The sequence below is a fragment of the Streptomyces sp. NPDC059169 genome, assembly GCF_042755225.1.
GTDB lineage: Bacteria > Actinomycetota > Actinomycetes > Streptomycetales > Streptomycetaceae > Streptomyces.
In genome coordinates this window covers 81,355-102,587 of the sequence record NZ_JBHZCF010000024.1, presented here as the reverse complement: position 1 = coordinate 102,587, position 21,233 = coordinate 81,355, and the positions used below count along the sequence as shown (strand labels likewise).

Sequence of the window (21,233 nt, the reverse complement as noted above, 5' to 3'; positions counted from 1 at the left end):
CACTCCATTGCTGAGGATGAGCACGCCAGGCAGAGTCAGCATCCGGGGTCGATCGGCGGAGACGATGTCAGGGCGAGGGCAGCATTCCGCAACTGGGCCGCCCACGTCTGCTGGTCAAGCCTCAACGTGTACTCGATGCAGCAATCGCATTGCGGGATCAGCGCCACGAACGATTGCTCTGCCGCGGTCTCGACCTCCGTCTCCCACCAGTCGTCCGTCGCCAAGTCGGCGGGAGTTATCTCTCCAGCGATGAGTCTCGCCGCCATCCGGCGCAGAGCGTGGCGCCGCGCCAGGCCCCGATCCGGCAGCCCGATCCCGGACTCGGTAAGTGCTTGCTCGAACGCTTCGCGAATATCGCGGGCATCCGCGTTGCGAGGCCAACCGGCGAGCTCGCACAATGTCGGGGTGTCCAGTCCGGCTGCGAGCGCCTCAGCAGCGATCATCGGCAGATCCTCCGGGCGTATCTCATCCGCCTGATAACGACACGCCACCTCACCCAGAGTTGTGAGCCCACTCTGCACAGAGGTTTCCGGTTCCGGTGTCGTTCCTTCTGCTCTCATGACTCCTACGGTGTCAGCACCGACTTCAGGGAAGGCACCCAGGGGTGGGCCCGCTCGGCACCCACCCCGCGTGTTCGCATGAACCCGGTGCACGAACCCACGAAAACACGACCGTCCGCCCTCGGGTTCCCACGGAGAGCCCTTCAGTTTCCGTGAACTCGCGGGCCTCCAGGGGTGTGAGTAGTTGGCGTACAGGAAATCCCGGTGAGAACGATCATGGTTACGAGCTGAGCGCTGCGGCGTCCGGACGGGGTCGGGGAACGTCGTGGGTCTGGAGGGCCGCGAAGTCGGTGTGGGCCTGTTCGACGGCTTCGGGGTACTTTTCGCGCTTGGAGTGTTCGGCGAGCGCTCGGTAGATGCTGGCCACGGAGGGGTTCTGTCCCTTGCGCTTGCCGGTGCGGATGATCAGGTCGGGCTGGATCTGCTCGACGGACTCGCCGCCCGCGCGGCGCCGGATCACGGTGTGGAGCATGTCGTCGGTGATGACCGGGGGCCGGCCGCCGTGCTTGCCCTTGCGGGCCGCGGTGTCGAGCCCTTCGAGCGTGGACTCGCGGATGTTCTCCCGCTCGGTCTCCGCCATCGCGGCGAAGAACGCGAACAGCAGCTTTCCCGGGCCGGTGGGGTCGTAGATGCCGGGCAGGGGCCCGGCGAGCATCTCCAGGACCAGGCCGTGGGCAGTGAGGTGGTCGGCGAGCGCGGTGAGTTCGGCGGCGTCGCGGCCGAGCCGCTTCATCTCGTACACGGTGAAGATGACCCGGCAGTGCGGAGCGTGCGCCTTGACCTCCCGCGCCGTCCGCAGCGCCTCCTCGAACTTCGGCCGTACGCGGATACGGGTGCTGATCTTCTCGGCGAAGACCTTTTCCCTGGGGACGCCGTGCCCCGCGAGAGCGTCGAGCTGGGAGGCGAGTTCCTGCCCGAGGGTCGAGCAGCGGGCGTAGCCGATGCGGATGTCCGTGCTCGGCAGGGCCGGGTCGATCGGCGCCGGCGGCGGAGTGCCCGGGCGCCACGGCCGACCCGGGCCGCGGTCGGCGGGGGTCGGCACCCGCAGTTCCTTCTTCAAACGGGGGACCTGGGTGAAGCGGCGGGTGTGGTAGGCGGAGGCGACCGCGCCGCCGCGCGAGCGGCACGGCGAGCCGGGCTGCGCGTCGCACTTCGGACAGGAGTGCTGTTCGACGTCATCGGCGTCTGACCGGTCGGCCGGGGCAGGCTGCTGAGGGTCCGTCATGAGCCCGGATTTTCGCACAATGCAAGTCTCAGAAGGGGCCCCTCCCACTTTTGAGTGAGAGCGGGTTCTGCGAGTAAATCCGGGGGCGGCGGGTCCGGCGACCCGTGATTGATCTTGCTCGCGCAAAGGACCGTATGTGAGAGGAGCTTTCAGCTGCGGCGGTGGCCGGTTGGTGCCCGATGGCCCGAGTTGGGTTCAAGTGAGCTGCTTGTAATAGAAGCTGCCGTCTTGGAGGGAGCCTGCTGGGTCGGCTGCGTAGTCGGGGACGATGCCGTATCGGGTCCAGCCGGTGTTCTGGTACAGGCGTTCCGCAGCACTGCCGGTTTGGGTGTCCAGTAGCAGGAGGCTGGCCCCGGCTTGGGCTGCGGCTTGCTCGGCCTGTGCGAGGAGGTCACGGGCAAGACCCTGTCCACGGGCATCGCGGTGGACCATGAGCTTGACGATCTCGGCACGATGCCGGCCGTTGGGCTTGCGGTTCAAGGCCAGGCTGACGGTGCCTGCGATGCCGTAAGGGCTTTGGACGACCCAGACGATGAGGCTGCCTTCGTCTACCGCCGGCTGCTGGGTGTGCCACCAGGCGGCTGCCGCGTCCTCGTCGAAGGGGCTGAGGAAGCCGAGGGAGGCGCCGTCGGTGACGGCGTCGGCGAGTACGGCAGCCAGGTCCTTGACGCTGGTCCGGAAGTTATCGGGGAGCAGACGGGTGACGGTGTGCACGGGCGGGTTCCTTTGGTGCGCCGGGGGCGGCAATGGTCAGGGGTGTGGGTGGTGGTGCGGGTTCGTTTGGGGGTCTGAGGTGGCGGGTGGCCAGGCGGAGTGCCAGACCGAGGCTGGTGATGCACGCACAGGCCACGACGGCGTGCCCGTAGGCAAGGCGGAGTTCGGCCAGGGCGCTCGGGCGGTCGTTCAGGTACAGGCCGGATATGGCTGCTACGCACACGGCGGCGGCCAGCCGCTGGCCCATCTGGAGGAGTCCTCCGGCCACTCCGGCTGTTCGGGGCGGCGCATGGCGCAGGACCTCTGCTTGGAGCGGGGCGGTGAGTAGACCGACTGCGGCACCGAGTGCGAGTTGGGTGCCGCCGAGAAGGAAGGGCAGGACGCGTGGACAGGCGTGCTGGGCGGCGGCACCGGCGCCCAGGAGGCAGCACACGGATAGGGTGATGCCGGCGGTGACGAGGCGGGGGCCGAATCGGTCCGCCGCGCGGCCGGCCAGGCTTGAGGTGACGGCCATGGCCAGCGCCATGGGCAGCATCACCGCTGCAGCAGACATCGCGGACAAGCCCAGGCCGTCCTGCAGAAACATCGTCAAGGCGAGGGAAGCCGCCATCTGCGCGCCGAACTGCGTCGCCGCGATAGTGACCCCGGCCAGGTACGGGGCGCGCTGCAGCAGTGCGGGAGCGATGAGTGGTATGCCGCCGATGCGGATGGTGCGGCAATGGTGGAGCACGGCAAAAACAGCCAGCACGCCTACGGTGGCTGCGCAGTAGGCCAGGCCGGCTCCGCGCAGTGATGTGACCAGGGGCAGGAGAACGGCGAGTGTGGTGGCAGCGAACAGGAGTGCCCCTCGCACATCGACATCGGCCCGTGCGTTGCGTGCTGCGGCAGAAGGCAGACAACGTGTTGCAAGCGCCAAAGTGGCGGCGCCGAAGGGCGCTGCCAGGACGAGGACCAGGCGCCATCCCGGATCCGGGCCGGCGATCGCGATCAGTGCTCCGCCGAGAGCCGGCCCCAGCGCGGCGGCAATGCTCGCCGCTGCCGCGTACACGCCCAGAGCACGAGCCCGGGCGGGGCCCGTGAAGCTGTCCTGGATGATGCCGATCATCTGGCCGTTGACCAGGCCGGCCCCGGCTCCCTGCACGAGTCGACAGGCGACGAGTAGCCAGGCGTCAGAGCTGACGGCAGCCAGGAGGCCACCGAAGACGAACACGGCCATGCCGGCAACGAAGTACGGCTTGCGCCCGTGGGTATCGCCCAGCCGACCGCCAGGAACCAGCGTCAGTGCGAACATCAGCGAGTAGCCCGCAGCGATCCACTGCATCTGGTGCACGTCAGCCGCCAGCGACAGCCGCAGGGACGGCAGGGCAACGTTGAGCGCAGAGTTGTCCAGCAGGGTCGTGAAGCCCGCTGCCGCACAAGCCATCAGGACGGCCCGATCACGCTGACCGACTGTGCCCTGCGCCCGCCCTGTGATCACGGCAGGACGATCATTAGCGCATAGCGGACCGGATCAGGTCCCAGGCAGCGGAACCGCGAACGGTCCCACAGTCGAAAACGCAGGCAGTCCCCCGCCCCGACTTCGTACTCGACACCACCCGCGGTGACCTCCAGCGCCCCCTCCAGCACCCAGATGTGCTGCTCCAGTCCCCGCACGGGCGGCTCCTCGTAGGAGACATCCGAGCCCGGCCGAAGCACCCCCTCGACGATCTCACCGCGCAGCCCTGGATGAGGCGGTGACACCGACCTCCGTGTGAAGCCCGAAGCCTCATCCCGCCACACCAACTGCCGACCGGACCGCACCAACTGCGGCGGCTCGGACTCCACCTCGGCCAGCAACTGCGACATCGTCCGCCCGAACGCCGTGCACAACCTGCCCAGCAACGCCGCCGTCGGACTGATCTCCGCCCGCTCCAGCCGCGAAAGCGTCGAACGGCTCACGCCCGCGCGCCCTGCCAAGTCATCCAGCGACCAGCCACGCTCCGTCCGCAGCCCTGCAAGCCGGGCCGCCAAACGGGCCTCCACATCCTCGGGACTGGGATTCTGGGACGATCGCCCCTCCGGATTTTTCATAATCGGGAGAATATCCCACATGTGAGAAGTGGTCCACCCCGGCGGGAAAGGGTTCGACGCCGAGTTCGTCACAGCAGTCAAGCACTCCCGGTGGACCGATCAGCCCAGGACCTCGTCGTCCTCGTCCTCGGCGGCATCGGGGTCGCGGAAAGGGCGCAGGCCCTGGCCGGGGCGCTGGCCTTGATGTTGAACAGATAGCGTCCCAGGAAGTTGATGTGCCGGTCCTTGAGCGGGGAGAGGCGGGCGACGTCCTCGCCCTTGATGTCGTGTCCCTCGGCGCGGAGCCGGGCGACGGCAGCGTCCAGGTAGCGGGTGTTCCACAGGGTATCCGGAGCAAACAGGTGAAAGCGTTCTATTTCTGCAGTTAGAACGCTTACGGTCGCGTCCGTAAGGGCATTCAGCAGCGATCACGACTGGTGAACCATCTATGGTGAGCCACTGCAGAGGTAGCTTGGCCGTCGTGTACGACATAACCGCACCGACACCGTCCCTCGTCCCGCAGCCACCGGCTCTTTGTGGACACGGCGCTGATCCTGCAGACGGCTCAGGAGGCTGCGATGCACCCGTGCTTCCGGGGCATGGCGTATGCCTTGCCCATCTCGACACCGCCACCCTCGGCGCCTATCTGTCTACTCTTCGTCCCGGAGCGGACATCCACGCCCCTGGTGTGACCTTCACTCCGGAGCTGCTCAACGATGTGCTCAATGCGGTCCGGGATCCTGCCACCGGTGTGCCCCACCTGGGCGGCGCCGAGTTTGAAAACGCGACTTTCATGGATACCGCCGAGTTCACCGGTGCAAGGTTCACGGGCTGGGCGCGGTTCGATCAGGCAACCTTCGCCGGAGGTGCGTTGTTCATGGGGGCGGTGTTCGGGAGCAACGCACGTTTCGGTCAAGCGGCCTTCGAGGGAGGTGGCGCCTTCATCGGAACGACTTTCGAAGATCAAGTGTCGTTCGGTGAGGCAACCTTCAACTATTGGGCCAGCTTCGACCAGGCAACCTTCAACGGCGAGATCGCCGACTTCGGCAAGGCAACCTTCATGGGCGACGCGCGTTTCAGCGGAGCGCAATTCACCCGTTCGGGAAACTGCACCTGGCACTTCGGCAGGGCGAGGTTCGAGACCGCCCGAACTCTTGGTCCGCTGGCCTGCAGCGGGCGGCTGAGTCTGGACCACGTCGAGTTCGCCGGTCCTGTGACGGTGGAGGTGGCTGCCGAGCGAATGTCCTGTGTCGGGACGAGGTTCGACGGTCCCGCCACGCTCCGGGTGAGTTATGCGGAGGTGGATCTGTCTGAAGCGGTCTTGGCGCATCCGGTCACCGTGGTCTCCAATGCCCGACATCGTGGCCCTTTGCCGACGGACCTCGCTAATCGGCCAGAGGCGACTGCCTCTGTGCTCTCTGTGCTCCGGGTCGACGCGGCCCTGCTTGTACTGACAGACGTCGATCTGCGTCGGTGTACCTTCTCTGGCGCGCACCATCTGGATCAGCTCCGTCTGGAGGGTGAGTGCCACTTCGATGCCCCGCCCAAGGGGGTGCGTTGGGGTCTGCGGCCGGTGCGGTAGACCAGGCGGCAGGTGCTCGCTGAGGAACATCACTGGCGGGCTCAGGCAGGACGTGTCCCGGCGCGGGAGGGGTGGACACCTCATTCGCAGGGCCCGGACTATAGGCCGCCGGGTCCGGCGGCCTTGGTGGTGGTGTATCGGCAGCTCCGCAAGGCGTTCGAGGACGGCAAAAACGAACCAGGTGCCGCCGACTTCTACTACGGCGAGATGGAAATGCGCCGCCGCGACCGCCGCCGCGACGGCCGTGGCACCACCCGTACGGAACGCTGGCTCCTGCACATGTACTGGGCACTGTCGGGATACGGCCTGCGTGCCTCGCGAGCATTCTGCTGGCTGACTGTCACGGTCACCGCCACCGTGCTCGCGCTGATGCTCTGGGGGCTGCCGAACAGCGACCCCAAGCCTCAGGTCACTGGAACCCAGGCCAGTGCCGGCCGCGAAGTGGCCCTCATCATCGACACCCCGGACCCGGTCCTGAACAGTGCCATAGCTGACCGGTTCAGTTGGAAACGCACGGAGAAGGCCGTGCGTGTGGTCGTGAACTCGACCGTCTTCCGCTCCAGTGGCCAGAATCTCACGACCTGGGGCACCTATATCGAGATGGTCAGTCGACTCCTCGGAGCGCTCCTTCTGGCCCTCATGGTGTTGGCCATTCGCGGGCGCGTCAAACGATAGGAATCCGGGCACTGGGCACAGAATCAGAAGATCAGGGCTCGGGGCGGGCGGTGTGCCGGGGGCCAAGGCGGCGTCGCAGTTCGAGGTTCTCGCTCTGGGCGGCTTCGAGGGCCTGCCTCAGGGCCTGGACCTCGTCACGGTGCTGCCGCTTGAGTTCGGTGAGCTGGGCGGTGAGGGTGCGCACGACGCTGCTGGGCGAGTCGTGTGGCGGCTGTGTGGTCGGCCGCGGCGGGTGGCTTCGCTGCTGGGACCTCAGCTGTTCGACACGTCGGCGGAGTTCGGTGCAGCGGTAGAGGAAGTCCAGAGAGACGTCGGCGGTCTGGGCGAGGCCGCGGAAGGTGATGGGTTGTCCGCGGCGGATCATCTCCCGCAGGCCCTTCTCGGCGCGGGCCTGGGCGGCAGCGCTCTTGCGGGCGGCGGCCTGGCGGAGATTGTCGGGGTTGCCGCGCATGCCGGTCAGCTCCCATCCTGGCTGCGGGTGATTGCGTCGGTGCGGGCGTCGACGCCGGCCCCACGGACGGCCTGGGGTGGCCCGTCGGCGAGGCGGGTCTGTTCTAGCTTGAGGATGATGCGGCCGAGGGCGTCTTGTTCCTGGCGGCGTCCGGCGAGCCAGACGTTTTCCTCGCTCATCGGCTGCCCGGTCCGGGCAGTGAACGCGTTCTGCCGTTCCTCGATGAGCTGGCCGGTGCGTTGTTGCTGGGCGGTGAGTTCGGGCAGGAAAGTGGCGTCTGTGGCGAACTTGTCGCAGGTCAGGCAGGCATTGCCCTTTGCGCATGCCTGGCGGGGCGGCAGCAGACACAGCCCGTTGGGCAGGATGCGGTCGGTGCGCTTGTCCAGCTCCAGCATGTCGTAGAGGTCGCGCGGGTCTGTGTCCAGTTCCCGGGCGTCGGCGGTGATCTTCCGGTAGCGCAGGAACTCCCGCTCGTGGGTCTCGGCGAGGGTCTGCGCGTAGTGCATCAGCATGGCCGGCGACAGGTGGCCGAAGTAGCGCTGGACGACGTGCAGCGGGACACCGGCGTTCAGGAGGCTGGTGGCCTTGGTGTGCCGGAATCGGTGGGTGCGGTTGAAGTCGACCAGCCGCCCGGCACTGTCGCGGATGCCGAGGCGGCGGGCGAACTCGGACAGCGTCTGGTGGATGCGCTCGACGGGGTAGTGCCTGTCCGCGTTCCGGTTCATCTTGTGGGCCAGGAAGAGGTACTTGGGGCTCGAGCCCGCCGCCCAGCGGGGCCCGAGGTGAGTGTCTGCCCACTGCTGCTGGGCGCGGATGATGGCGACGACCTCGGCGTCGACGAGGATGGTGTCCGGCGCCTGATCGATCTTCGTCTGCTGGTAGCGCAGCCTGGCGACGAAGGCGCCGTCGGCGGCGTCCTGCTCGTCGGGACGGGTGAGCTGGTTCAGAGCGGACAGTGGGTCGCGGTCGAGCATCCGAATCTCGCTGATCCGCCGGCCGAGGCGGGCCTGGAGCATCATGATCCGCATGACCTGCTCGTCGCCGAACCCGCCTTCCTCGACCGGGGCGCCGAGCAGGTGGAGGTTGGCCATGATCTGGGAGAACGCGGTGTCGTCGATGACCTCCCAGCGCTCCGGCTGGACCGCGGGCCGGCCCTTTTCCCCGTGGCGCCAGAGGATGGCGTGGTAGGGAGTCAGCCGCAGCCAGGCCGGTTCCTCCAGCACCCGGGCTGCCGTTTCTCGGTAGTCGGTCATGTGCGCGTAGAACTTCTCGACGTCGGTGATGATGTCGTTCACGCGCAGCGCCGAGAGCGGCTTGCCCCGGTTCGGCCCTGACCTGGCGGTCTGGGCGCGGACATGGCTGAGGTAGTCCAGCATGAACGCCCTCACCTCGGCGGGGTCATCGCGCAGCCAGGTGGGAGGGGCGGGGTGCTGTCCGGTGATCCAGTCGCCGAAGACCTGGATCCCGGACCGCCGGGCCCGGGCGGTGGTCCAGGTCAGGCCCCCGGTCTCCAGGGCGATCTTGAGGTACCACTGGAAGCCGTGCCGTAGCCAGAGCGGCTGGAGGGACTGGAAGTACAGGCTGTGGTCGCCCAGCGGTTCGTGGGCCCGCAGGGGGATCCGCGGGTCCAGCATGGGATCCCAGACCTCGCGTTGCCACCAGGGGCGCTGGTCGTAGGCGGTCCACAGCATCTGGTAGTAACGCCGCAGCACGGTCCCGGTGTTGAGGCCCCAGCCCTTGCCAGGTAGGCGGCCGTAGTGCCGTGCGTAGGCCGCGGCCAGGGACCGCTCCCACTCGCGCGGTGTGCGTCGCATCAGCGAGCCGCGTAGGTCCGGGTGGTCCTCCACCGCTCTGGCCAGTGAGTTGATCAGCGACTGCAAGGATCCGACCGGGACCCGTCCGCCGAGTTCGACGAGGCGCGAGCAGCACCAGGCCATCTCGCGATCCATCGGAGCGGGCAGCAGGAAGAAGCGGAGCCGGAAGCTGTGCTGGTGCTTGCCCAGCGTGAAGGCGCCGAGGTCCGTGGGCTCAAGGCCAGCCGAGGCCAGATCGACCGTGCGGAACCGCTCCGGGACGGAGGCCCACGCGCTGTCCAGCACGTCTTGCTGAAAGTAGCCGGAGGTGTCCCGCATGTTCTCCAGCAGGAGCTTGGCGCTCATCAGCGTGGTCCGATCGGTTCGGTGTCCAGCGCAGCTCGCCAGCTGGCGGTGAGTTTCGTCCAGTCGGCCACGGCCCGCAGCTCGGCGTCCTCGGTGACGTGGGCATACGTGTTCATCGTGGTCTGTACGTCTGCGTGGCCGAGTCTGCGGCTGACCACGTGCATCGGGACCCCGGACAGGAGAAGCGCTGTGGCGTGGGTGTGCCGGAACCAGTGCGGCGTCCAGCCGTCCGGGACCTGCCCGGCGAGCTCGCGGCGAAGCCGGTCCACCAGGTCGTAGACGCTGTCGGGCTTCCACGGTGCGAACCGAGGCTCGCGGTCGAGGTTGACGAAGACGTACGAGGCGTCGAAGTCGTCGGTGACCAGGTCGGCGCCGGCCTCGCACAGTTGCCAGACGTACTCGCCGTAGAGCCGGTCGACTTCGTCGGAGACATACAGGCGCCGGTAGCCGCTCTTGGCGCGGACCTCGTGCTGGTGCTCGCGCGCGACGACTTCGATGAACGGGGTGTCGCCCCGGCCTGTGTGCCAGTCGCGGTGTTGCAGCCCGAGCGCCTCGCCCAGGCGGAGTCCGGACTCGGCCAGCAGGGCCCACAGCAGTCGGTTGCGTACGGACCCCCGCCATTCACGGGCCGCGTTATCCCAGTACGCGCAGGCATCGCAGATCCGGTCGATCTGCTGCGGAGTGAGTGTGGGCGGGGCTGCGGCGCGTTTCTGCCGGACACGGATCGTGGTCCGCCGACGGCCCTTGCGGCGGGCGATGTGTTCCAGGAACGGTCTGTAGTTGCCGCTCCGGCCGTGGGTGATCCGGTGCAGCTGCCGTCCGACATCTACCCCGTTGAGCTCGTGGTAGGTGTAGCAGGAGAGCACCGCCCGCAGGCGCACCGCGACCGTCGACTCCGCAAACCTGGCCTGCCCCGGATTAAGCGCGGTCACCTCCGGGCCTTCGCCGGTCCGAAGCCATGTCAGGAAGGCCCCGAAGTCCTCCAGCGTCACCAAGTCCCAGGCCAGCCCGAACACGTCGAGGTACTGCCACCACAGCGCCAGCGCTCGGCCGTAGGACTTGACTGTGTTCGGCGAGACCTTCTGCGTCCGCAGGTACTCCAGGTACTCCTCCGCCGGCTCCACCACACGGTGGTCCCGGCCCAGCACGGTCCAGGTCCGCTCGCCAGTGCTGAGAGTGAGGCGTTGCGTACGGTACCCGGAGAGATTGGCTACGGTCGTCACGAGCTGTAACGTACGCACCCCGGATACGCCGTCCGCGACAGCGGACAGTACACACCCGGAAGTCCACTCGTACTGCGTAGCGGACGGCCTCCGGCCGCCCCAGATAACACAGCACGACGGCGTTGAGCACGAGACCCAGACTGGCCAACTGGTCCTCCTTGCCCTCGCGGTACGCCTGGCGGATCTGCCCGCGGCCGCCGTGGCAGATCGCGCGGGCGAGGCGGTGGCGGGATTCCTGCACGGTCAGCTGCCGGTTCATCAGTCGGCGGTAGGTGTCGTCGACGGGGTCGACCAGGGCGAGCAGGTGCAGGGTCTTGTCGATGCGGCCGTACTCGGCGAACGCGGCACCGGGCGGGGTGGGGTGGCCCTCGCGACCGAACATCCGCAGCAGGTCGTAGGCCCGGACCTGGTTGGTGATGAGCGACCCGGCAACGCGGAGCATGTCCGGCCAGTGCGTGGCGATCCGCTTGAGGTTGACCTTGTTGCGAGCCACGGCCTCCAGCGGCCCGTACCCGGCGGCCGGCGCCTCGCCGTCCGGCAGGTCGGCCCGCCAGAACCTCTGGTCCGCGAGGTCGCGAAAGCGCGGGGCGAACCGGAAGCCAAGCATCTTGTACAGGCCGAAGGCCATGTCAGAGTACGAGGCGTTGTCGGTCGCCACCATCTCCGGCTTCACCCCGCCGTCGAGGTTCAGCAGCGTGTCCAGGGTGTAGAGGCTGTCGCGCGGGGTTCCCCGTACGACCATCGCACCGATCCCCGCGACCTGGTCGTTTACGGCGTTGAGCCAGGTCACGCCTCGCTTGTAGCCGTAGTACTTGGGCGAGGGTCCGGTGTTGATGCTCTTGACGGGGACGACGAACCGCAGGCCGTCGACGGAGGCGAGCAGCCCGCCGCCCCACATCTGGGCCAGCTCGATGCGGGACTGGGCGGTGATGAGCGCGGCGTTCGCCGCGGCGAGGGTGTCGGCGCGCAGGTAGTTCTGGTCGACGTGGGACAGCCGCGAGCGGGTCAGCGCCTTGTTCTCCGGGTCGATGACCGAGGTCAGGCCGATGTTGCCGCTCTCCGCCACCAGCAGCGCAATCAGGGAGACGAGCAGGCCCTCCGTGCGGGTGCGCCGGTCCGAGACGTGGCCGAACGAGTCGAGGAATCCGGTCCAGGAGTGGACCTCGAACAGCAGGTCCGGCAGGTCGATCCTCGGGAGCATCGCCTCCGTAGTGGTCTTCAGCCAGGTCAGCGACTCCGGCTCGCCCACCGCGCCAAGCTTGTCCACCGACAGGCGGGCCCGGCCGCCTCCCTCGGGGACGACGACCTCCACCTTCGCGTCGTCACCGGCCTCCTCCAGCCGGTCGGCCATCTGCCGCCACGCCGCGTCCAGCCCCCTCACGAGCCGGGCCAGGTGCTCGCCGGCGTCCTCGGTCAGGGACAGGCCCGCCAGCACGTTCGCGCGCATCGCCTCCCACCGCGCCCCGTCCAGCAGCCTTGCGCGCGGGTCCGCCCACCGGTTCGACGGGGCGGCGAACACATCGCACCGGTTCAGCGCGCGGTGCAGCTGCTCCAGCACGCACACCACGTACGCGTCCCGGTCGACCGCGCCCTGCGGCAGCTTGGCGTTGGAGAACACTGCGCGCTTCCACATCGCCGGCACCAGCTCGGCGTCGACCTCGCGGGGCAGCAGCGGCCGGTCCTTGACCCGACGCCGCGAGAGCGCGGGCAGGCGACGTACAGCCTTGAGGATGCGCCGCCCGGCCGGTGCCGCGCCCAGCGCGTCCGACTCGCCGAGCAGGGACAGGAACGGGCGCACGGTGTTGTAGCGCAGGGCCAGCTTCTCGCGCATCGCCGCCTCGGCCGAGCCGTCGTCCTCGGGCACCAAGGCCTCGACGGTCGCCACCGCGCCGGCCACCACTGTACGCGGCACGGCCTCCTCCACCACCGCCCACAGGGCGGCGACGTCCAGGTCCGCCTCGTGCTCGGCGACCAGGTCGAGCTCCTCGGTAATGATCTTCGACGCCTTCGCCAGAACGCGGGCTGCCTTCTCCAGCTGCGGCAGCATCGCCAGGCGCTCACGGTCCGAGGCACGCCGCGCCGGGCTGATCAGCCGGTTCGCCATCAGTACCGCGAACAGGTCGAGCGCGTCGTCGACCGCCTGCGATTCCAGCTGGCGCACCACCGCCGTCAGCAGCGCGGTCCGCCGCCTCCGGTGCCCGCTCGATGGTCTGCGCCTTGCTCAGCTGCCCGTACCGGGCCAGCGCGGACAGCCGGTTCACCGGCACCCGCGACAGGTTCACCCGGCCCAGCGCGAACGCGGAGAGCTCCCCCACCCGCTCCATCGCGCGGACCATCGCCGTGCCCGTCGACTTCACTGGCGGCGTGCGCAGCCGCTCCAGCTCCGAGACCCGCTTGCCCTCCGGCACCACCAGCAGTTCGGCCAAGGCTGGCGCGAGCGCCGCATCAGCCCGGACCGTCGCCCGGGCCACCGCCTCGTACAGGCGCCGCTCGGCCGCCGTACGGGCCTCTGCCACCTGCCGGGCCAGCACCGACACCCCCGGCAGCAGCACCCGGTTCCTCCGCAGCCACGTTACCGCGTGGTTGAACAGCGCCACCGGCCCCTCGGCGTGGGTCCACGCCCGCCCGTACAGGAAGCTGCGGAACTCCCGCCCCCACCGCCAGTCGGTGAAGTCCCGGTAGGTGAAGCGCTCCTGGATCTGGCCCGCGTGCTCGTACACCGTCGACCGGCGCTCCGGATACTGCTTCACGCACGCGGCGTCGGCGATGCCGAGCTGCCCGGCCAGGTACTCCACGACCTCCCACGGCACCGCGAGCGGGTCCTGGCCCAGGAACCGGCCGACGTAGCGGACGGTGCAGATCTGCACCGCCATGCCCAGCCGGTGCGCGTCCGTACGACGCAACGCGATCAGATCACGGTCGTCATCGTCGAGGAAGAAGAACCGCTCCAACTCCGGGCGCGTAGACGCCTCGGTGAACGTCCCGTACGCCTCAGCCTGCTCATCGGTCAGAAATTCCACCGGCACGAGCGGACCGTAGCCAGCGCCCTGGCCCGCCTGGCGATCTTTCCTCGAACCCCAGCGTCAGCCGTATGCGGTGTGCTAACCGACCATGATCGTTCTCACCGGGACTTCCTGTACGCCAACTACTCACACCCGGACCTGCGGGCACTCCACGCCGGCGGCCACACCCTCCAGACGCAGCCCGGCAGATGGCCGACGAACACCCCGAAGGGGCAGGCGCCACCAACGGCCGTGCTCCCCAAGGGCGGTAGCCCCGCCACACGGGGGCGGGGCCCGGCGTCACCTCAGCAGCCACTTCCTCGTCAGCTCCATCACGTCCGCACGACTGCGATGTCCGTGGTCGGCGGCGATGAAGTGGTGGCCGACCCGAACCGAGAAGGCGAGCATGCAGCGGACCTCGATGTCGTCCTCGTCGCGGCAGAACGACCCGAACAACGAGCGCAGGTAGTCCATCCGTCGATTGTCGACGCGCCGCAGCCGCTCCGCTACGGCCTCGTCCCGTCGGGCCCAGTCACGAACGGCCAGTTCCACCCGGACGCCGGTCATCGCCCCGTCGACGGACGAGGCAATGGCGAACAGTCGTTCCAACTTGCCCCTGGCGTCTCCCCCGCCGCTCTCGACCTGCTCGATCACGTTCTCGGTGACCTCGCGCTCCCAGGCGTCGAGCATCTCGGCGAGCAACGCCTCCCGGTTGCGGAAGTACCCGTAGAAGCCTCCCTTGCTGACACCGAGGGACTGGGCGAGCGACTCGATCCGGACGGCTTCCGGACCGCCCGCGGTGAGCGCCCGCAACCCCTCCTCGATCCACTTGCCGCGTGGCGTGCGGGCCTGGGCCATGGTGTGGTTCCCCTCACGTTCTCCGCATCTATACGGCTGCGTATAGATGACCTAACCTCTTCTATACGGCATCGTATAGACAGGGGCCAGCTCATGAGACTCCCCAGCACCGCACACACATCCCGCCCTTGGCGGATCCACGAGGTCACCGGCGACTTCCACCTCGAGGACGTATGGGTCCTCCCGACACCGGGCGGGCCGGACGACCTCCACCACCTGGTGCGTCAGATCACGAACGGCAGGAACGACAAGACCACCATCGACTCCCCCGCGTACCGTGCGCTCTTCGCGATCCGCTGGAAACTGGGGAGGTGGTTCGGCTGGGACACGCCGCGCACCGGCGTCGGAGCCCGGGTACGAACGCTGCGCGACCGGTTGCCTGCCGACCTCCGGGAGGTCCCTCGTGGCTCCGACCCGCAGTCGGTGCCCTTCTCCTCCCTCTACCAGCTGCACGACGAGTGGGCGGCGGAGATGGCCAACCGAACCGTGCACGCGGTGATGCACATCGGCTGGGTGCCGGACGAGTCCGGCGGCTACCGCGGCCAGATGGCCGTCCTGGTCAAGCCGAACGGCGCGTTCGGCACGCTGTACATGGCAGCCATCAGGCCGTTCCGGTACGTCGGGGTGTATCCGGCCCTGTTCCGGGCGATCGGACGCAGGTGGCAGGCGAGCGCCGACGAGAGGCGCCGAGGATGACCGGGCGCGGGGCACGGCCGGGTGCCGCCCGAGGCCCGGCGCTCACCCCGGCGCACGGGCACCGGCCCCGCGGGCACGGCGGCTCCGGAGCGGACGACCGTGCCCGTGGGGGTTCGGGTGATGTCGTGCGCGAGGAGAGGCCCACCACGGGGGTGTGGGCCCCTGCTCGCGTGCCGGCGCCAGCCGCCCGGACAACACCCCCCGCAGGACCGGTGAAGGAGGCTGGAAGCACGGAACGTCGCCTCGACGGCTCCGCGACCACTACCTTTCGGTCGTGGTCCGCGCGGGAGGGGAACCTCCGTCGGGGCCGCCGGCTCGGGGCTCAGTGGCCGCGGTCGATCCACTCCTTCAGGTGCGGGGCCTCCGCACCGACGGTGGTGGTGTCGCCGTGGCCGGTGTGGACGACGGTCTCCTCGGGCAGCGTCAGCAACCGGTCCCTGATCGAGTCGATGATCGTGCCGAAGTGGCTGAAGGAGCGCCCGGTCGCTCCGGGACCGCCCGCGAACAGGGTGTCCCCACTGAACACGGCACCCAGAGAGGGGGCGTACAGGCAGACGGCCCCGGGCGCGTGGCCCGGCGTGTGCAGCACCCTGAGATCGGTGCCCGCCACCGTGAGGACCTGCCCGTCGGTCAGGTCCGCATCGGGCAGTCGCCCGGGGTGGGTCTGCTTCCACAGCGGCAGGTCGTCCGGGTGCAGCAGGATCGGAGCGCCGGTCCGATCGGCCAGCGCGGGTGCGGCGTCGATGTGGTCGTTGTGGGCGTGCGTGCAGATGATCGCACGCAGCGTACGGCCCCCCAGAGCGGCTGCGATCACGTCGGCGTCGTGCGCGGCATCGATGACGACCGCTTCCGCGTCGTCGCCCACGATCCACACGTTGTTGTCGACGTCCCACGTGCCGCCGTCGAGGGAGAACGTGCCTGACGTGATGAGCCGTTCGATCTCCACGGACATCACAGCACCACCACCGAGCGCAGCACGTCGCCGTGGTGCATCCGCTCGAAGGCCTTCTCCACGTCGTCGAGCGGGATCGTCTCGGACACGAACGCGTCCAGGTCCAGGCGCCCTTGCAGGTGGAGGTCGATCAGCATCGGGAAGTCGCGGCTCGGCAGGCAGTCTCCGTACCAGGACGACTTGAGCGCGCCGCCGCGGCCGAAGACGTCCAGGAGCGGGAGTTCCAGCTTCATCTCCGGGGTCGGTACGCCGACCAGGACGACGGTCCCGGCCAGGTCGCGGGCGTAGAACGCCTGTCGGTACGTCTCCGGGCGCCCCACGGCCTCGATGACGACGTCCGCGCCGAAGCCCCCCGTGAGTTCCCGGATCGCCTCCACGGGGTCGGTTTCCCGGGAGTTGACCGTGTGCGTGGCCCCGATCTTCTTCGCCGTGGCGAGCTTCCGGTCGTCGATGTCCACAGCGATGATCTTCGCCGCACCCGCGAGCCGGGACCCCGCGATCGCAGCGTCGCCGACGCCTCCGCACCCGATGACCGCGACCGAGTCGCCCCGCCCCACCTGGCCCGTATTGATCGCCGCGCCGATGCCCGCCATCACCCCACACCCCAGCAGGCCCGCCACGGCGGGCGACACCGCGGGATCGACCTTCGTGCACTGCCCGGCAGCCACGAGCGTCTTCTCCGCGAAGGCACCGATGCCGAGGGCGGGGGACAGCTCCGTGCCGTCGGCGAGGGTCATCTTCTGCTTGGCGTTGTGCGTGTTGAAGCAGTACCAGGGCCGACCGCGCAGGCAGGCGCGGCACTGCCCGCACACGGCACGCCAGTTCAGGATGACGACGTCACCGGGCGCCACGTCGGTGACGCCTTCGCCAACCGCCTCGACCCGACCGGCGGCCTCGTGGCCCAGCAGGAAGGGGAAGTCGTCGTTGATGCCACCCTCGCGGTAGTGCAGATCGGTGTGGCAGACGCCGCAGGCCTCGACCTTCACCAGGGCCTCTCCCGGGCCGGGATCCGGTACGTTGATCGTTTCCAGGCTGACGGGGGCACCTTTCCCCCGCGCGACGACAGCACGGACCTGGTGCGTCATGGCCACTCCTCGACTGATCTGAACCGATGGAACAGGCGTTGCTTATTACGGCACGGATCTCACGTGTCGCAACACCAGCATCGTAGCGGCCCGACCCCCGGTCAAGGATCCCGCGCACACCAGGCGTGGCCCGATACGTGACCCATCCTGCAGCAATCCGGCCGCGGTTGCGGCGGCCCGCATCGAGCGTCCGCCGGCCGCAGCGGACCGCGCACCAGTGGGGACCTCGCCCGAGTGAGGCCGGACGAACGCTTGCACGGCCCGGGCGCGACGAGCCGGGACGGCGGGGCCGCAACGTCCCGACCGCCGCGACGCCGACCTACCGGGCGGACGGCGGAATCAGGGGCGGATACCGAACGGGCCGAGGACGCCGTGGTCGATCCTCAGCGACTCGTGCATCACGTGGGCGTTGTCCAGGGTGAAGACGTCCGCCGCTCCGAGCCGGCCCCGCCAGGTCGGCAGCATCCTGCCGGTGGCCTCCTCGGCCACGGCGTCCAGGTAGGACTTGAAGACGGCCCAGGCATTGCCCGGATACTTCGCGAACATCGGCGCGGGATCCACCGACGCGGCCGCTTCACGGGTGAAGCGTTCCAGGTCACGCACGTACGCCCGCTGCACCTCGACGTCCCGGCGCGTCCCCAGCCGGGTCAGGTGGCCGCCGATGAACGTGTCGAACGGGAACGACAGCGCCTGGTCGTGCGCCTTGATCCAGCCCGGGATGTCGGAGGAGACGGCGAGACCCTTGAACGGCACCCACCCCGGGAAAATCACGTCGGCGAGCATCAGCACCCGCTGCGCCGGGGCGTGGATGAAGATGTTGTCCGGGCTGTGGTTGGGCCCCTGGTACGACAGGTGGAGGACCTTGCCACCGACCTCCAGCCGGTAGGACTCGGAGAACACCCGGGTGGGCAGCGGCCGGTTGGGGTCCCCGTCCTCGCGCAGCAGGTGCCGCGCCCGCTCGTGGGCGATGCGCACCACGCCCTTCGGGAAGATGCCCGCCGCGCCGATGTGGTCGGCGTGGTGGTGGGAGTACACGAGGTGGGTCACGGGCCTGGCGGTGACCTCACCGATCGCCCGCAGGATGTTGTGCCCGAGGGTCGGCGGGGCGTCGACCACGACGACGCCCTCCCCGGTCACCAGGAACATCATCTGGTAGGTGCCGTCGGTCAGCCAGTACAGTCCTCCCCGGACCTCCTGGACGAGGTAGCCCTTCGCGGGGATCTCGGGACCGAGGGCAGTGGGGGGCACGGGGTCGTAGGCCGTCTCCGCCGCCTCGGCCGCACCGGGCCGCAGCAGTCCGCCCACGGCGGGAACAGCGGCGGCGAGTGCCGAGTACCTGAGGACCGACCTGCGGCTCGGCCCGCTCTCAGTCCCGGCGGAGTGGGGCTCGTGGTTCGTGGTCGACATTGGCTGGATCTCCTTGTTCCGCAGTGCCGTCTACGAGGCGTCGGCCGGAGGGGCACCGAAGGGCCGACGCGGCATCTCCGGCCCCGCGGGGCAGAGATAGTTGATGCGTCATCCATACCCTTCGGACGGTAGAACCATAAAATTGATATGTCAACTACATGGACGGTGGTGACCCGAAGATCGGGGTCGGCCCCGGGCGCGCATCAGGCGGGACGTGCCGGAGCACGCCTACGTGCGCCGCTCGTACGGCCACTGACGGCGCGAAGGGATCGACCGGCCGGGGTGAGCAACACCGGCGCAGCCGCAGCACTCCCAGGGCCCACCGTCAGAACACCGCGCCGTCCGTCGTGCCGAAGGCGGTACGGTCTCCCCCCGGCATCCGGGCCGGCGGGGCCCCCGGGCCCCGCGGTTGGGCCCCGGGGCCGGGCCGGCGGTACGGTGCGCCCGGACCACGCCGCCGCAGTCCGCCCCGGGCCGGAGCCTCACAGGGCGGGGTGCACCCGATCAGGCCCAGGTCTGCGAGTAGTAGTCGCGGTAGTTCTTGCGACCCTGGGCCGTCTGGATCCAGCGACTGGCGATCAGCAGCAGAAGGCTGGCGCCGACCACCCCGACCCCCGGCCCGACCGCACCCAGCGGACCGAGTCCATCGGCGATGCCGGTGACGATCCCCGGCCCGATGGCTCCTCCGGCCGAGGGAGGAGCCGCACCCCCGGCCCCGCCCGGCCCGGCGTTCGCCCCCGACGGGTCCGTCTGCGAACCCGGCTGTTGCGCGGTCCCCGTACCCGCGCCGGCGGGGGCCTGGCCGGGCAGCGTCACCCCGAGGTCCGCCATCGCCTTCGTCGCGGGCTGGAAAAACGTCACGCCTCCGGACGCGCAGTCCCCGTTACCACCGGACGTCACCCCGAGCGCGAGTCCTTGGGCGATCAACGGTCCACCGCTGTCGCCGGGTTCCGCACAGACCGTGGTCTCTATCAGACCGCTGACCGTGCCCTCGGGATAGTTGACCGTCGCGTTCAGGGCGGTGACGCGACCATCGCGGAACCCGGTCGTACTGCCGCTGCGGAAGACCTGCTGTCCGACCACCGGATCCGCCACACCGGTGATCTTCACACCCCGGCCGCCGCCGATCTCCACGATTCCGGGCGCCGCGGGCTGCTCGCCGTTCTGGTACTTGATCAGGGAGTAGTCGTTGCCGGGGAAGCTGGACGAGACCGTGGTGCCGAGCAGCTCGTCCGCCCTCCGGTCGCCGAACCAGGCGGTCCCGACGACACCGCAGTGCCCGGCCGTCAGGACGAACGCGTCCCGGCCGTCGGTCACGTTGAAGCCCGCCGAGCAGCGACTGCCGCCCCCGAACATCGCGGCTCCGCCGTTCACCCGGGTCGTGAAGGCTCCCTTCGTCCGTTCCATGTGGACGAAGCCGCCGAGTCTCCCGGCGAATGCGGACATGCGCGACCAGTCGGAGGACGACACCGTACGGTCGGCGTGCACCACGACCTGGTTCGACGCGTAGTCGACCGCCCAGGCCGTACCGGACACCCTCGGCGCCCGCCGCAACGCCTCGGTCGCATCCCGGAGCCGGTCCATGCTGTGCCGGACGACCTTGGCACGGGCCCCCGCCGCCTGCACCTGCGTCGCCGCTTCGGCGTCGGTCACGGCGACGACCCGGTGGCCGTCGGACCCCATCCAGGTGCCCGCGGTGCGGGACGTACCGAGCTGCGACATCAGCTTCACCGCCGGGTCGACGGCCGGCGCACCGCCCCCGCTCAGCGTGCCCGGTTGTGCCGGTTCGCCCGCCATGGCGTCCGTCACCATCAGCGAGCCGCAGACCAGCCCACCGACAGCCGCCAGCCGGACGATCCGCTGGAGGTTCCGTCGTGTGTGCCTCATCCGCCGCCCCAAGGTCGTACCGATACGGTGTCACCAACAGTGCAGGGCCCCGCGATGCGATGCCCCCGCCGTCTCATACGTGGCGGCGGGCAGAGTTGTTCAGCCGTCCCACGGATCCGGGTGCGCGACGGGTGGGGCCCGCCGGGACGCACGCCCGCCCGGCCCGCTGTGTGGAGCACCGGCCGTTCGCCGTCAGTACGCGTAGCTCGACCTTCCCGACCCGGTGGTCGTGACGCGTATGACGCCGCTGCCCGCGGGGAGGACGACCACCGGCTTGGTGCTGGCGATGGTGGTGCCGTCGCCGAGCTGGGAGTTGGCAGGAAGGAGGACTACCGGCTGCCCGCGGTCGTCGACGGGCCGTCCCGGGCGGTTCCGGACCGTGTGCTGCAGCGCACCGGTCCCATGTCCGAGTCGGAGAAGCAGGGTTGCACCGCGGCACGTCCCATGACGTCGACTCCGGTGGGGGCGGACGCCCCGGCCGGGTCGGCGGACAAGGGACTGCCGGAGATCCCGCCGCCGACCGCACCGGGAGGACGGGCGCTCCGCACCATCCCGCTGCCGTGACCGCCAACCCGTGGTGACGCGGACCGGGTCGCCGAGGCGGCCCGGCCGCGTGCGGTCGGCCGAGCACTACTCCCCCGGCGTCCGGCGGAACCGGTCGACCTCCATCAGGACTTCCTGTGGGCGAGTTGGGGAGATCCTTCGCCT

The 21,233-nt window shown here is 69.4% G+C and carries 17 protein-coding genes and 3 pseudogenes; 4 read left to right on the top strand and 16 right to left on the bottom strand.

All coding sequences use genetic code 11. The annotated features are described in order from the left end of the window. Window positions 1-35 precede the first annotated feature (35 nt). From ACFXOM_RS32655 to ACFXOM_RS32630, 6 genes and pseudogenes are all read right to left on the bottom strand, one after another. On the bottom strand, window positions 36-443 hold the full coding sequence (locus ACFXOM_RS32655) for a hypothetical protein (RefSeq protein WP_385040901.1): 408 nt from the start codon (window positions 441-443) through the stop codon (window positions 36-38). A gap of 337 nt (window positions 444-780) precedes the next feature. Then, a complete protein-coding gene (locus ACFXOM_RS32650) occupies window positions 781-1,785 on the bottom strand; it encodes a recombinase family protein (protein ID WP_385040898.1) in 1,005 nt (334 codons plus the stop codon). 195 nt (window positions 1,786-1,980) lie between these two features. Continuing rightward, complete coding sequence (locus ACFXOM_RS32645; protein ID WP_385040896.1) at window positions 1,981-2,499, bottom strand: GNAT family N-acetyltransferase; 519 nt, start codon at window positions 2,497-2,499, stop codon at window positions 1,981-1,983. Next, window positions 2,468-3,976: an MFS transporter gene (locus ACFXOM_RS32640; protein WP_385040893.1), complete on the bottom strand. Its 1,509-nt coding sequence runs from the start codon at window positions 3,974-3,976 to the stop codon at window positions 2,468-2,470. The genes ACFXOM_RS32645 and ACFXOM_RS32640 overlap by 32 nt, the downstream gene beginning before the upstream one ends. Beyond that, window positions 3,973-4,569, bottom strand: a complete 597-nt coding sequence (locus ACFXOM_RS32635) for a helix-turn-helix domain-containing protein (protein ID WP_385040890.1) — start codon at window positions 4,567-4,569, stop codon at window positions 3,973-3,975. Before ACFXOM_RS32635 ends, ACFXOM_RS32640 begins: the two co-directional genes overlap by 4 nt. A gap of 99 nt (window positions 4,570-4,668) precedes the next feature. Continuing rightward, window positions 4,669-4,892, bottom strand: a pseudogene (locus ACFXOM_RS32630) (Tn3 family transposase); the annotation flags it as partial. A gap of 344 nt (window positions 4,893-5,236) precedes the next feature. On the opposite strand from ACFXOM_RS32630, the gene ACFXOM_RS32625 reads away from it, so the two are divergent. Further along, the gene (locus ACFXOM_RS32625; RefSeq protein ID WP_385040887.1) at window positions 5,237-6,130 is read left to right on the top strand and encodes a pentapeptide repeat-containing protein; all 894 of its coding nucleotides are present in this window, start codon (window positions 5,237-5,239) and stop codon (window positions 6,128-6,130) included. A gap of 123 nt (window positions 6,131-6,253) precedes the next feature. Further along, on the top strand, window positions 6,254-6,805 hold the full coding sequence (locus ACFXOM_RS32620; RefSeq protein ID WP_385040886.1) for a hypothetical protein: 552 nt from the start codon (window positions 6,254-6,256) through the stop codon (window positions 6,803-6,805). A 31-nt stretch (window positions 6,806-6,836) separates the two neighbouring features. Here the strand turns inward: ACFXOM_RS32620 and ACFXOM_RS32615 are convergent, their stop codons facing one another. The 6 genes and pseudogenes from ACFXOM_RS32615 to ACFXOM_RS32590 all read right to left on the bottom strand — a co-directional run bounded on the left by ACFXOM_RS32615 (window position 6,837) and on the right by ACFXOM_RS32590 (window position 14,498). Beyond that, complete coding sequence (locus ACFXOM_RS32615) at window positions 6,837-7,256, bottom strand: DUF6262 family protein (RefSeq protein ID WP_385040883.1); 420 nt, start codon at window positions 7,254-7,256, stop codon at window positions 6,837-6,839. A gap of 5 nt (window positions 7,257-7,261) precedes the next feature. After that, a complete protein-coding gene (locus ACFXOM_RS32610) occupies window positions 7,262-9,415 on the bottom strand; it encodes a tyrosine-type recombinase/integrase (protein WP_385040880.1) in 2,154 nt (717 codons plus the stop codon). Then, on the bottom strand, window positions 9,415-10,347 hold the full coding sequence (locus tag ACFXOM_RS32605; protein WP_385040925.1) for a tyrosine-type recombinase/integrase: 933 nt from the start codon (window positions 10,345-10,347) through the stop codon (window positions 9,415-9,417). The genes ACFXOM_RS32610 and ACFXOM_RS32605 overlap by 1 nt, the downstream gene beginning before the upstream one ends. 69 nt (window positions 10,348-10,416) lie before the next feature. Beyond that, window positions 10,417-10,539, bottom strand: a pseudogene (locus tag ACFXOM_RS32600) (site-specific integrase); the annotation flags it as partial. A gap of 118 nt (window positions 10,540-10,657) precedes the next feature. Next, a pseudogene (locus ACFXOM_RS32595) lies at window positions 10,658-13,664 on the bottom strand (Tn3 family transposase); the annotation flags it as partial. 276 nt (window positions 13,665-13,940) lie between these two features. Further along, window positions 13,941-14,498 carry a TetR/AcrR family transcriptional regulator gene (locus tag ACFXOM_RS32590; protein WP_385040877.1) on the bottom strand — a complete coding sequence of 186 codons (558 nt, stop codon included), beginning with the start codon at window positions 14,496-14,498 and terminating at the stop codon, window positions 13,941-13,943. A 93-nt stretch (window positions 14,499-14,591) separates the two neighbouring features. On the opposite strand from ACFXOM_RS32590, the gene ACFXOM_RS32585 reads away from it, so the two are divergent. After that, window positions 14,592-15,194: a DUF2867 domain-containing protein gene (locus ACFXOM_RS32585; RefSeq protein ID WP_385040874.1), complete on the top strand. Its 603-nt coding sequence runs from the start codon at window positions 14,592-14,594 to the stop codon at window positions 15,192-15,194. 322 nt (window positions 15,195-15,516) lie between these two features. Here the strand turns inward: ACFXOM_RS32585 and ACFXOM_RS32580 are convergent, their stop codons facing one another. The 4 genes from ACFXOM_RS32580 to ACFXOM_RS32565 form a co-directional block, all read right to left on the bottom strand. Continuing rightward, the gene (locus ACFXOM_RS32580; protein WP_384928792.1) at window positions 15,517-16,146 is read right to left on the bottom strand and encodes an MBL fold metallo-hydrolase; all 630 of its coding nucleotides are present in this window, start codon (window positions 16,144-16,146) and stop codon (window positions 15,517-15,519) included. Further along, complete coding sequence (locus tag ACFXOM_RS32575) at window positions 16,146-17,231, bottom strand: S-(hydroxymethyl)mycothiol dehydrogenase (protein WP_384947193.1); 1,086 nt, start codon at window positions 17,229-17,231, stop codon at window positions 16,146-16,148. The genes ACFXOM_RS32580 and ACFXOM_RS32575 overlap by 1 nt, the downstream gene beginning before the upstream one ends. Before the next feature lie 339 nt (window positions 17,232-17,570). After that, a complete protein-coding gene (locus tag ACFXOM_RS32570; protein WP_384928796.1) occupies window positions 17,571-18,638 on the bottom strand; it encodes an MBL fold metallo-hydrolase in 1,068 nt (355 codons plus the stop codon). 504 nt (window positions 18,639-19,142) lie between these two features. After that, entirely contained in the window at window positions 19,143-20,525 is a 1,383-nt protein-coding gene (locus tag ACFXOM_RS32565) for a S1 family peptidase (RefSeq protein ID WP_384928799.1), read from the bottom strand. Window positions 20,526-20,927: 402 nt separating this feature from the next. Here ACFXOM_RS32565 and ACFXOM_RS32560 point away from each other — a divergent pair, with 402 nt between their 5' ends. After that, the gene (locus tag ACFXOM_RS32560) at window positions 20,928-21,089 is read left to right on the top strand and encodes a hypothetical protein (protein ID WP_385040871.1); all 162 of its coding nucleotides are present in this window, start codon (window positions 20,928-20,930) and stop codon (window positions 21,087-21,089) included. Window positions 21,090-21,233 lie beyond the last annotated feature (144 nt).